Origin of the sequence: Vibrio sp. AH4 (assembly GCF_030710545.1) — a bacterium.
Lineage (GTDB): Bacteria > Pseudomonadota > Gammaproteobacteria > Enterobacterales > Vibrionaceae > Vibrio > Vibrio metoecus.
The window spans coordinates 1-12,985 of the sequence record NZ_JALAIV010000003.1; the positions used below are offsets into that span (position 1 = coordinate 1).

At 48.8% G+C, this 12,985-nt stretch carries 9 protein-coding genes; 8 read left to right on the plus strand and 1 reads right to left on the minus strand.

Annotated elements, in window-relative coordinates:
• Positions 1–67: 67 nt before the first annotated feature.
• From MKA69_RS13235 to MKA69_RS13250, 4 genes are all read left to right on the plus strand, one after another.
• A complete protein-coding gene (locus MKA69_RS13235) occupies positions 68–2,914 on the plus strand; it encodes an FAD-binding and (Fe-S)-binding domain-containing protein (RefSeq protein WP_305848252.1) in 2,847 nt (948 codons plus the stop codon).
• 319 nt (positions 2,915–3,233) lie between these two features.
• A complete protein-coding gene (locus MKA69_RS13240; RefSeq protein WP_305848253.1) occupies positions 3,234–4,790 on the plus strand; it encodes a PAS domain-containing methyl-accepting chemotaxis protein in 1,557 nt (518 codons plus the stop codon).
• A 258-nt stretch (positions 4,791–5,048) separates the two neighbouring features.
• Positions 5,049–6,605 carry a PAS domain-containing methyl-accepting chemotaxis protein gene (locus MKA69_RS13245; protein ID WP_305848254.1) on the plus strand — a complete coding sequence of 519 codons (1,557 nt, stop codon included), beginning with the start codon at positions 5,049–5,051 and terminating at the stop codon, positions 6,603–6,605.
• 193 nt (positions 6,606–6,798) lie between these two features.
• Positions 6,799–8,133 (plus strand): MATE family efflux transporter, encoded by a 1,335-nt coding sequence (locus tag MKA69_RS13250; protein WP_001195064.1) that lies wholly within the window; start codon positions 6,799–6,801, stop codon positions 8,131–8,133.
• A 95-nt stretch (positions 8,134–8,228) separates the two neighbouring features.
• Here MKA69_RS13250 and aroG read toward each other — a convergent pair whose 3' ends face one another.
• Positions 8,229–9,281, minus strand: coding sequence for a 3-deoxy-7-phosphoheptulonate synthase AroG (gene aroG, locus MKA69_RS13255; RefSeq protein WP_305848255.1), 1,053 nt, complete (start codon positions 9,279–9,281; stop codon positions 8,229–8,231).
• A gap of 323 nt (positions 9,282–9,604) precedes the next feature.
• Between aroG and MKA69_RS13260 the strand changes: the two genes are divergently transcribed.
• From MKA69_RS13260 to MKA69_RS13275, 4 genes are read left to right on the plus strand one after another with little or no spacing between them, the layout of a single operon-like run.
• On the plus strand, positions 9,605–10,324 hold the full coding sequence (locus MKA69_RS13260; RefSeq protein ID WP_001886606.1) for an amino acid ABC transporter ATP-binding protein: 720 nt from the start codon (positions 9,605–9,607) through the stop codon (positions 10,322–10,324).
• Positions 10,324–11,121, plus strand: coding sequence for an amino acid ABC transporter permease (locus MKA69_RS13265; RefSeq protein WP_305848256.1), 798 nt, complete (start codon positions 10,324–10,326; stop codon positions 11,119–11,121). The genes MKA69_RS13260 and MKA69_RS13265 overlap by 1 nt, the downstream gene beginning before the upstream one ends.
• A 24-nt stretch (positions 11,122–11,145) precedes the next feature.
• On the plus strand, positions 11,146–11,982 hold the full coding sequence (locus tag MKA69_RS13270; RefSeq protein ID WP_305848257.1) for a transporter substrate-binding domain-containing protein: 837 nt from the start codon (positions 11,146–11,148) through the stop codon (positions 11,980–11,982).
• On the plus strand, positions 11,983–12,879 hold the full coding sequence (locus MKA69_RS13275) for an amino acid ABC transporter permease (RefSeq protein ID WP_001067248.1): 897 nt from the start codon (positions 11,983–11,985) through the stop codon (positions 12,877–12,879). It begins immediately after the preceding gene.
• Positions 12,880–12,985 lie beyond the last annotated feature (106 nt).

The following is a 12,985-nucleotide window of genomic DNA, read 5'->3' on the forward strand; positions in this document are numbered from 1 at the left end:
AAGTTGCAGCCCACCCCTGCAACTTCAGGTAAAAAGTGAATTGAGGGAACACACGAGGAAGCACAATATGACCCCACCGATCGCCGATCGTCTCTATCAGCAGCTCGAACAGATTTTAGCGAGCCGAATTGATCCGCAGCGCATCATTACTCAAGAAGCGAAACGGCTCGCCTACGGTACCGATGCCAGCTTTTATCGGTTGCTCCCCAAAATCGTGTTGCGCCTCAAATCACTCGATGAAGTGATTTTTGCTATTCAGAGCTGTGGCCAACTGGGTATCCATTTTACCTTTCGCGCGGCAGGCACTAGTTTATCGGGTCAAGCCGTTTCCGACTCGGTACTCATCACCTTAACCGACGATTGGCGCGGACATGAAGTGCAAAACCAAGGCTTGAAAATTCGCCTGCAACCGGGGGTGATTGGCGCCGATGCCAACAAGTACCTTGCCCCGTTTCAGCGCAAAATCGGCCCCGATCCCGCCTCCATCAACACCTGTAAAATCGGTGGCATTGCCGCCAATAACGCCAGCGGCATGTGCTGCGGTACGGCGCAAAACTCGTATCGCACCGTTGATGGCATGCAAATTGTGTTTGCCGATGGTTATGTGCTCGATACGCGCGATCCAGAGAGCGTGGCTCGTTTTAAACAAGAGCGAGCCGACTTGGTGGAAGGCATTCACGCGCTGTGCCAAGAGACTCTGGCCAATTCTGAGCTCACCGAACGCATCCGCCACAAATACCGCCTAAAAAACACCACAGGTTATGCGCTGAACGCCTTGGTTGATTTCTCTGACCCAATCGAAGTGCTGACCCATTTGATGATTGGCTCAGAAGGCACACTCGGCTTTATCGCCGACATCACCTATCACACCGTGATTGAACACGCACACAAAGCCTCTGCGCTACTGGTGTTTGCCGATATTGAACAAGCCAGCCAAGCCGTGACCACGCTTTCCAAAACGCCAGTGGCAGCGGTAGAAATGATGGATGGACGCGCGCTACGCTCGGTGGCCGACAAAAAAGGCATGCCCGAATTTATCGCCAAGCTCGATTTAGAAGCTGCGGCGCTGCTGGTTGAATCCCACGCCAGTGATGCGCAAACCTTACGCGATCAGTGTGAGCAAGTGATGAGCGCGCTGCAACGCTACCACATTATTGAATCGGTTCCGTTTACTTCCGAGAGCAAAACCGTGGCGACCTTATGGGGTATTCGTAAAGGCATGTTCCCTGCGGTGGGGGCTGTACGCGAAGTGGGCACAACGGTCATCATTGAAGATGTGGCCTTTCCGGTAGAAAACCTCGCAGCGGGCGTGCGCGATCTGCAAGCTCTGTTTGACAAATACCACTACAGCGAAGCGATCATCTTTGGTCACGCCCTTGAAGGCAACCTGCACTTTGTGTTCACTCAAGGCTTTGATAAGCAAAGTGAAATCGAACGTTACGGCGCGTTTATGGACGATGTGGCCGAACTGGTCGCCGTGAAATACCAAGGCTCACTGAAAGCGGAACACGGCACAGGGCGCAACATGGCCCCTTACGTTGAGCTGGAATGGGGTAAAGAAGGCTACGCCTTGATGCAGAAAATCAAAGCACTCTTTGACCCCAAACGCTTACTCAACCCCGGCGTCATCATCAACGAAGATAAGCATTCGCACATCAGCAACCTTAAACCCATGCCTGCGGCCGATAACTTGGTGGATCGCTGTATCGAATGTGGTTTCTGTGAGCCGGTCTGCCCATCACGCACCCTCACGTTATCACCACGCCAACGCATTGTGTTGTATCGCGAATTGCAACGCCGCCGCGCAGCGGGTGAAAACGTGGCTTCTAGCGAGCTAGAGCAAGTGTTTGAATACCAAGGGTTAGACACCTGCGCCGCAACTGGATTGTGCGCCGAGCGTTGTCCCGTCGGCATCAATACCGGCGATCTGGTCAAAAAACTGCGCACCGCCAAATACCAAAAATTCACCCCGATTGCGCGTTGGACAGCAGAGCACTTTAGCGCGACCACCACACTCGCTCGCACAGGATTAAAAGCTAACCAACTGGCGACCAAAGTGCTTGGAGAAAAATCGGTGGATTCCATGGTTAATGGGCTGCGCCGGATCAGCAAAGGCAAAACCCCTTTGTGGATACCGGAAATGCCTCAAGCAAACACTCACTCGCTGGAACTCGCTGTCGAAAATCTGCCGCGCAGTGACAAAAAAGTGGTTTACCTGCCCTCCTGTGCCAGCCGCAATATGGGACAACAAGCAAGCGCGACCGATCAACGCCCACTGACGGAAGTCACCCTCTCCCTGCTCAATAAAGCTGGTTTTGAGGTTATTTTGCCTGCAGAGCTCAGCAGCCAGTGCTGCGGTATGCCTTATGACAGCAAAGGGATGACTGAGATTGCGCAGAGCAAAGCCCAGCAGCTCGAACACGCTTTATGGCAAGCTAGCCAAGAAGGGCGTTATCCGATCTTGATGGACACTAGCCCATGCGCCAAACGCAGCATTGAGCAGTTCACCAAACCGATGGAAATTCTGGAGCCAACGGGGTTGGTAAGTCGTTACTTACTGGATCACCTCACACTCGCGCCGAAGCAAGAAACCATCATGCTGCATATCACTTGTAGCTCGCGCCGCCTTGGCTTAGAAGGCGATATGCTGAAACTGGCCAAAGCCTGCGCCAGTGAGGTGATTGTGCCTGAGCACATTCAGTGCTGTGGTTGGGCGGGAGACAAAGGTTTTACTACGCCTGAGCTCAATGCCGCTGCCGTCCATTCGCTCAAAGAGCAAGTGCCGGCGCACTGCAGCCGTGGGTTTAGTAACAGCCGCACGTGTGAAATCGGTTTATCACACCACAGCGGCATTCCTTATCAATCCATCTTGTATCTGGTGGATGAAGTCGCCAGACCAAATCTTGACAGGTGACAAATTTCATTACACAGGCTTGGTGTAAGACGCTGTAATATGGCGTCTTATACCCTGTTAGAAATACGCATCACCCTCTCTCTACCAACGGATAACTCACTCTACCCTCGTCCTCATCCCTCTTATTTTTTTCTATTAATTAATAGATTTCTTAATCTTAATCACTGAATTGACAATAAAGCATCCATCGGGTCAATTTCTCCATTGCGAACCCATTTAAGCCTGTATATATCTAATACGCTTGCTTCTTAGCCGTAACATGAGAATGCAATATAGCGATCGTAATTTGGCCAGCGATAGTTTGTATCAGGACGTACCAATGAAGAGCAGTCAATCCGTGACACCAAAAGAAGTCACTTATCCTTCCCATTTCAATCTTCTCTCAACCACAACCTTAGACAGCCACATTACTTACGCCAGTAAGGATTTTCAGGATGTTGCAGGCTATTCCTTACAAGAGCTGATGGATAAGCCACACAACGTGGTTCGACATCCAGACATGCCCAAAGCGGCTTTTAAAAATATGTGGGACCACCTAAGAGCTGGGCAATCTTGGATGGGCATCGTCAAAAATCGCTGTAAAAACGGCGACTACTATTGGGTGGATGCTTTTGTCTCACCCATCCACCAAAACGGCAAAGTAGTCGAATATCAATCTGTTCGGCTATGCCCTAGCCGTCAACATGTCGCAAATGCAGAGAGTCTTTATCACCAGATCCAACAAGGTAAAACACCATGGCAGCTCCGCGTGCCACGCACACGCTTATGGCAAAGAATGGCGCTGGCTTTGCTGCTCGCAGCAGGTGTCAGTGGATTATTGGAGTGGGGATTGCACATCTCAGGGATACCGGTATTTCTACTTTTAGGCATAGTCAGCGGATATGGCTTAACTCGTCGCTTAGAAGCCATGACACAAGAAGCTCGTAAGATTTTTGATAATCCATTGATGGAGCTGGTTTATAACCAAAAAATCGATGATCTCTCAGAGATAAAACTGGCCATGAAAATGCGTCAATCTGAACTGAATGCGGTGGTTGGTCGCATTCAAGATTCCAGTCTGCAGATCGGAACTGGTGCTCAAACGTCATCCCAAAACTGCCAAAACACGGTACGAAATCTTGATGTTCAAACACGAGAAACCGAACAAGTGGCCGCCGCCATTCACGAGATGAGCCTCAGTGCGACAGACATCGCCCAGAATGCTCAGAATGCTTTTGGACTCACTCAGTTGGCTCACAATGCTGCACAGCAAGGAATGAACGCGGTAAACCAAACGGTCACCGCGATATCGGAGATGGCCACTGAGTTAACGCAAGCATCACAGGTGATCGAAAAATTATCCTCACAAAGCGCTACGATAGGCCAAGTTTTATCGGTCATTCAAAATATCGCAGAACAAACCAACTTACTCGCCTTAAACGCGGCGATTGAGGCGGCTCGCGCTGGAGAACAAGGGCGTGGTTTTGCTGTCGTAGCAGAAGAGGTACGAAAACTCGCGCAACGCAGTACACAGTCCACCGATGAAATTCAGCAGATGATCAGCACAATTCAAACCAGCATTCATAATGCCGTACAAACCATAGAACAAGGAAATCAACGAACGGAACACTGCGTAGAAAGTGCACGCCTATCTGGCGAAAAATTAACAGCGTTGATCCAACAGGTATCTGATATTGCAGGACGCAATGAACAAATTGCAACAGCGGTAGAACAGATGGCAAGCGTGACTGAAGAGATGAACCGTAGCTTACAATCAATCAGTGATGTTTCTGTTTCAACGCTAGAGCTCGCTGAACATACCCAAACCGAGTGCCACACTTTAGTGAATAATTTAGCGTCACAAACCCGCCTAGTGGCCCAGTTCCGTCGTCTATAGTCCCCCGATGGACATCTCATACTTTGCCTCATTCTTTGTGAGGCAAAGTATCTCACTACCATTCAACGCCCATATGTTGGCCATCATGCATCATGACGGATCACCTGTATTTCTATTGTTGACTTTAACGTTTTGGCACTATTTTCTGGCTCCATTTTGCTTAGTCGTCAAACTCTACCTATATATTAGTGACAACCAAAAAACCTTTATGACGTACGTTACTTGGCGCAATAGAATTTATGTTTGGGAGACCTATTTATGCGCAACAACCAACCGGTAACGCAAAAAGAAGTGACTTATCCACCGCACTACAATTTGCTTTCCACCACTACGCTCAATAGCCATATCAAGTACGCCAGTAAAGAGTTTTGTGATGTTGCGGGTTACCGATCGGAAGAGCTTATCGGTCAGCCACATAATATGGTTCGTCACCCTGATATGCCGCCTGAAGCGTTTAAGGATATGTGGAACTATCTCAAAGCAGGCAAATCATGGATGGGCATGGTCAAAAACCGCTGTAAAAATGGGGATCATTACTGGGTTGATGCCTTTGCCTCACCAATCAAGGAAAATGGCCAAGTGGTTGAGTATCAATCGGTACGTTTGTGCCCAAGCCGGGAACATGTCGACAATGCGGAAAGGCTCTACCAACAAATCCGGGCAGGCAAAACTGATTGGCGGTTAAAAATGCCCCGCACTCGATTATGGCAGCGTTTGGGTTTAGGGTTTATCGTTGCGACAGGGGTCAGTTTAGCGGCTGACTTCTTTTTAGCCGGTTCCGGACTGCCATTGATGCTTCTGTTAACGATTGCGATCGCTTATCTGTTCACCCGCCGCCTTGAAGCACTGGCACAACAAGCTCGTAAAGTCTTTGATAACCCATTGATGGAACTGGTTTATAACAGCCGTGTCGATGATATTTCCGAAATTCAGCTAGCACTCAAAATGCGCCAATCAGAGATAAATGCGGTCGTTGGGCGCATTCAAGACTCCAGTAGTCAAATTGGTGAAGCCGCGAAGTTGTCTTCCCAAAACAGTGAACAAACTGCGGAAAACTTAGATGCTCAAACTCGCGAAACGGAGCAAGTTGCCACTGCGATTACAGAAATGAACCTGACAGCGAATGAAATTGCACGTAATGCTCAAGCGGCGTCCGATGCGACGGGTTATGCCCAAGAGGCCGCGCGCGAAGGAATGCAAGCTGTCGAGCAGACGGTAGAAGCGATGGGCACCATGGCCACGCAACTCAAAGCCGCGACCCAAGTGATTGAGCAACTCTCAGCACAAAGTGCCACCATAAGTCAGGTGATGGAAGTTATTCAGAGCATTGCTGAACAAACGAACCTATTGGCGTTAAATGCCGCTATAGAAGCCGCTAGAGCGGGTGACCAAGGGCGAGGATTTGCGGTTGTTGCCGATGAAGTGCGTCAATTGGCACAGCGCAGTGCGGAATCCACCAAAGAAATTAAAAACATCATTAGTTCGGTACAAAATAGCACTCAAAATGCCGTGAACGCGATTGAACAAGGTAATCGACTCTCCCTTTCTTGCGTGGATAGTGCACATGTTTCAGGAGAGAAGTTGACCACCTTGCTCTCACAAGTTTCAGATATTGCTATGCGTAATGAACAAATCGCTACTGCGGTTGAAGAGATGGCGAAAGTGACTGAGGATATGAATCGCAGCGTACAATCGATCAGTGATGTCTCTACCTCAACACTTTCGTTGGCAGAAAACACTCAAACAGAGTGCCAACAACTGGTAAAAAATCTGGCGGCGCAAACTAGCCTTGTCGCTCAGTTCCGTCGGGTCTGACCGAGTCTGGATGTGACTCTCATCTATCAATGATTTGCCTCCTACCTCATCCCAATTATCGTTGGGATGAGGTTTTTTATTTAGCGGCAAACCGAATAACTAGTAACATTTTTGTGACAATTTATCGCATCACCTTGTGAAATATTTTTTCATCCCAACATAGGCTTTATTGCTTCAACAAGCGTGAGATTCTATGCAAACTTCCACAGCTTCTTTAGCTAAGTCTCTTTTTCAAATGACTTGGCCAATGTTATTTGGCGTACTGTCATTAATGAGTTTTCAATTGGTTGATAGTGCTTTTATCGGTCAGCTCGGTATTCTTCCCCTTGCGGCGCAAGGCTTTACCATGCCCATTCAAATGGTGATCATTGGCGTGCAAGTCGGGTTGGGAATTGCCACTACTGCCGTAATATCACGCACCTTGGGCGCAGGCCAAGAGCACTATGCCAAACAGCTAGGCGGTTTAGTCGTCGCGGTCGGTGGTGTTGGGGTAGCCGCGATTGCTGTCCTGTTGTATGTATTGCGCCACCCTTTACTCTCCTTACTCGGAGCCTCCGATGATGTTCTGCAAATCATTGATCATTACTGGATTTGGTGGTTGGCGAGCGCTTGGACAGGCGCGATGCTCTACTTCTTTTACAGCTTATGTCGTGCCAACGGCAACACACTGCTGCCAGGAACCATGATGATGGTGACCAGTGTGCTGAACTTGATTCTCGACCCATTGTTCATTTTTACGCTCGACCTAGGTATCAATGGTGCTGCAATCGCAACCATCTTAGCGTTTGGTACAGGCATCGCGATCGTCGCCCCCAAAGTGGCTCAACGCCAATGGATGAGCTTTGACTGGCATGATTTGGATATGAGCAAAAGTTTAGCTTCACTCGGCCACATTATGGGGCCCGCCATGCTCAGCCAACTACTGCCCCCCGTTTCTTCGATGTTTGCCACTAAGTTATTGGCAGGTTTCGGTACCGCAGCCGTTGCAGCTTGGGCATTAGGCTCACGTTTTGAATTTTTTGCACTGGTCGCGGTGTTAGCGCTGACCATGTCGATCCCACCCATGATTGGACGCATGCTCGGCGCGAAAAATATCTCCGATATTCGACAATTAGTACGTATCGCGTGCCAGTTTGTGTTGGGATTCCAATTATTGATTGCGCTCGTCACTTACTTGCTCGCTAACCACTTATCTTCATTAATGACCAGTGAGAGCGAGGTCGCCGCCATTTTGCTCCAACATTTGACCATCGTCCCAATCAGTTTGGGCGCTCTCGGCATCTGTATGTTGATGGTGTCGGTCGCCAATGCGCTTGGCAAAGCCTATGTCGCGCTAACCATTTCAGCGCTTCGACTGTTTGCATTTTATCTACCTTGCTTATGGGTTGGAGCCCAGCTTTATGACCTCAAAGGTTTATTCTTAGGATCTTTAGTAGGTAACATTATTGCGGGATGGGCGGCTTGGTTAACTTATCAAAAAGCACTGCGCCAATTAGAAAAAAACCAGCCAACCTCGGCTAAGGTTTAACGCTGCATTTTTATCATGGGCAAAGCCGTTATTTTCGGTTTGCCATAAACAATAAGGGCTTCCATTGGAAGCCCTGTTCACTCTTATTGCTCAAATTAAGCTTGGCGACGCGTTTCAATCGCGGCGGCCAGCTGGCGCAATACGGTTTCCGTATCTTCCCAACCGATACAGGCATCCGTGATTGACTGACCGTAAGTCAAGTTACAACCTGGGGTCAGGTCCTGACGTCCTTCAACAAGGTGTGATTCAATCATTACTCCGAAGATTGCATGTTCACCTTGCGCAATCTGCGCCGCAACATCTTCCGCAACCACCATTTGGCGTTTGAACTGCTTAGAGCTGTTAGCATGGCTGAAATCGATCATCACTTTTTGTGGTAAGCCAGCCACTTCCAGCTCTTGTTTGATATTGCTCACGTGCGCCGCACTGTAGTTTGGCTCTTTGCCGCCACGCAAAATAATGTGGCAATCTGGGTTACCCGCCGTTTCGACAATCGCCGAATGACCAAACTTGGTGACCGATAAGAAGTGGTGCGAAGCGCCTGCAGAGCGAATCGCATCAGAGGCGATTTTAATGTTGCCATCGGTACCGTTTTTGAAACCTACAGGGCAAGACAACCCCGAAGCCAATTCTCGATGCACTTGTGATTCCGTGGTGCGTGCTCCGATCGCGCCCCAACTGATCAAATCTGCCACATATTGCGGCGTGATCATATCGAGAAACTCGCTGGCGGTCGGCATGCCGATATCGGTCAAATCAAGCAGCAGTTTGCGCCCCATACGCAGACCATCGTTAATTTCATAGGTGTCATTGAGGTACGGATCATTGATTAGCCCTTTCCAACCCACTGTGGTACGTGGTTTTTCAAAGTACACACGCATCACGATTTCTAGCTGATCACTGAGCTCATCACGCAACACTTTTAAACGTTGACCATATTCGATGGCCGCTTTCGGATCATGAATAGAACAAGGACCAATCACCACCAACAGGCGATCATCTTTATCTTGCAGCATATTATGAATCGCTTCACGCGCTTGAAACGTGGTCGATGCCGAGGTTTCTGTCGCTGGAAATTTTTCTAACACTGCGACCGGTGGCAGTAGTTCTTTGATCTTCTTAATTTTTACATCATCGGTTTGCAACATCTTTACTTCTTCCTTTACTTTTTAGTTTACCTAGCCAAGTCAACGGCTCTAGCCTTGGTAATCACTGCACCTGTCGTTTCTTCGGGTAACTTATCGGCACTCGCAAAATATCGCAAGCACTATTTTTAAATAAAGGCAAGATTCCACTTTTCTTTACAGACAAAACAATCCGTAAAAAATTAATTACACCATTCGCTCTCAAGATCGCAAACCCTATCTGTATTGATACAAACAACAAATGCTGCCGATGAGGATGAATCAATTAATGCAATGTGAGTTTTATGTTGCTAAGGTATGCCAAGAAGAACAACAAAGATAACAAGATGAAAGTGATAGAATTTCACCAAGTCAGCAAATGGTACGGTCAATTTCAAGCACTCAAATCCATTTCTCTGACCGTGAATAAAGGGGAAATTGTGGTGATTTGCGGGCCTTCAGGTTCCGGTAAATCAACCCTGATCCGCACAGTGAATGGCTTAGAAAATATCGATGATGGGGAAATTCAAGTGTTGCCCGATCTCGATGAGCGAACCCGACGCAGTGGCAAGATCGGTATGGTGTTTCAGCATTTCAACCTGTTTCCACACTTAACGGTATTGGAGAACCTCACTCTCGCCCCCATTCGCACTCTCAAGCTCTCGGCGCAAGAAGCCAAAGCGCGCGCTTATCATTTTCTACAGCGCGTAAAAATCACCGATCAGGCACACAAATACCCGATTCAACTCTCTGGCGGCCAGCAGCAACGAGTCGCGATTGCTCGCTCTCTCTGCATGCAGCCAGAGATTTTGTTGTTTGATGAACCCACGTCAGCCCTCGATCCTGAAACCATTAACGAGGTGCTCGAAGTGATGGTCGACCTCGCGCAAGACGGCATTACTATGATGTGCGTAACCCATGAAATGGGTTTTGCACGCAAAGTTGCGCACCGCGTAATATTTATGGATGAAGGGGAAATTCTCGAAGTTGGCTCACCTGAACAGTTGTTCCAAAACCCAACGCATCCGCGTACCCAACAATTTCTCAATCAGATCTTGAGCCATTGATGATAAAACGCTTTCTTCGCCCACTGCTGTTCGCCACCCTGCAAATGATCTTGGTCTTTGCAGGATTGGTCTGGCTGCTTGATTCTGGCGCACAAGCCATGGGCTATACATGGCAGTGGCACCGAGTGCCTGAGTATGTGCTGATTTTTGAAGATGGGCAGTGGTGGACTGGTGATTTATTGCACGGCCTGTTGGTCACCTTGCAGTTGACAGGGATCAGTTTGATTTTCACCTTAGCACTGGGTTTAACCACCGCCTTACTGCGTCAATCACATTCATTGGTCGGGCGAGCTTTAGGCACCGGATACATCGCGGTGGTGCGTAACACGCCGCTTTTGGTACAAATATACCTCCTCTACTTTGTGTTTGGCCCAGTGATAGGGCTCGACCGATTTGCGACCGCAGTGCTTGCCCTTGCTCTGTTTCAAGGGGCCTATACCGCAGAGGTGTTTCGCGGCGGGTTAAACAGCATTCCGCAAGGCCAATATGAAGCGGCACACTCACTCGGCTTATCGCGTTTTTTTACCTTTTACGATGTGATCCTGCCGCAACTTCTACAACGTACATTACCTCCGTTGACCAATGAAATGGTGTCGCTGATTAAAAACTCGTCTATTGTCAGTGTGATGGCGATTTTTGATCTCACCACTCAGGGGCGCAATATCGTCTCGGAAACCGCGATGCCGTTTGAGATTTGGTTCAGCGTCGCGGCGATCTATCTGTTGTTAACCCTGACTCTGTCAGCATTATCAGCTTGGCTAGAACATAAATTGGGCGCGCAGTGGCGCTCACAGTAACGATGAAATAAAGAAGGAACTCCTATGCAATCATTCAGACAACGCTTAGGTCGATTCAGCGTTAAAACTTTACTTACTGGCTTGTTGGGACTGGCTTTCACTTTGCCAGCAGTGGCGAACGACACCCCCAATCTTGATGCAATTAAAGAGCGCGGCACACTGCGCGTTGGTATGTCGACCTTTGTGCCTTGGGCAATGCGCGATAAGCAGGGTGAGCTGATTGGCTTTGAGATTGATGTCGCTAAACGCTTAGCCGCCGATTCAGGTTGGCAAGTGGAATTTGTGCCGACCGCATGGGATGGCATTATTCCGGCGCTACTGGCCAAAAAATTTGATGTGATCATCGGCGGAATGTCGGTCACGCCTGAGCGTTCCAAAAGTGTGCTGTTTACGGCGCCCTATTCGCACTCTGGTGTGCAACTGGCCGCTAGCAAAAAGCTCGCTGAAGGCTTCGCTAAGCTCGAAGACTTTAACAAGCGCAACGTAAAAATCGCGGCTCGCCGTGGCGCTTTCACCGTGCAAGTGGCGCGTGAAACCTTCCCGAAAGCCAGCGTGCTGCAATTTGATGACGATGCCCAAGCTTTCCAAGAAGTGATCAACGGCAACGCGCATGCGGTGATTGCTTCAAGCCCAAAACCCGAGCATGAAAGCATCAAGCACAGTGATTCGCTGTTCCTTCCTTTCAGTGAACGTTTAAGTAAAGGCAATGAAGCGTTTGCAGTGCGTTTAGGGGAAGAAGACAAGAAAGCCTATTTTGATCAATGGATTACAGACCGCACGGCCGATGGTTGGTTACAAGCACGTTACGAATACTGGTTCGCCACTTTAGATTGGCAGGATCAGATCGCCTCAGGTCAGTAAATGAATAACTATGGCGCCAAAACCTCATCGGGCAACCGCTTTACTTTGTTCGATGGTGGATTACTGCTCGCAATCGCCAGCCTCATCGGCTGGCTTTATTATCGATCCGAGGTGGGTATTCACTACCACTGGCACTGGCATGAAGCATGGAGTTTGATTTTCACGCCGCGTGCGGATGGCAGTTTACCTTACTTCTTACAAGGCTTAGGTGCGACCTTGCGTTTAAGCTTGTGGGGCATGGTACTGGCTTTAGTGTTAGGGTCTCTGATCGGCATCGCGCGCAGCCGAAAGGCTTGGTTTGTGCGTTTGCCCGCTAACGCATTTGTGCAACTGGTACGCAATATTCCACCACTGGTGTTTGTGTTCATTTTCTATTTTTTCATCTCCAATCAACTCATCCCGCTACTGGGTTTGGATGAACTACTGCGCAACCATATTGAGGAAGTTCATCCATTGGTGACTGGGCTGTTTGGCCCTGCTCGCTTATGGGAGAATTTGTTATCCGGCGTGTTGTGTATCGGGCTGCTCTCTTCCGCTTACATTGCAGAAATCGTGCGGGCGGGACTCGCCAACATCCCCCAGGGACAGTGGGAAGCCGCAGATTCGCTTGGCTTACCAACTTGGGTCAAATACCGTTATGTGATTGCCCCACAGGTGCTGACCGCCATTACCCCAGCGCTGGCGGGGCAGACGATATCCCTCATCAAAGACACGTCGATCATCTCACTGATTTCGATTCAAGAACTGACCTTTGTCGGCAGCGAAATCGCCAACTCATCTGGGCTAATTTTTGAGATTTGGCTGATTGTCGGCGCCGCCTATCTGGTGCTTTGCTTATCCCTGTCTATGCTGTTTAAACAAGTAGAGAAACGCAGCTTACGCCATTTAAGCCGTTGAATGATGAAAGACGGTATCGAAGCAACGCCAGTTTAGCGATTGCTTCGATATTTTTGAGAATAAATATCAATTAGACTGAAACTTCAAAACCTCAATAGACAAAGGT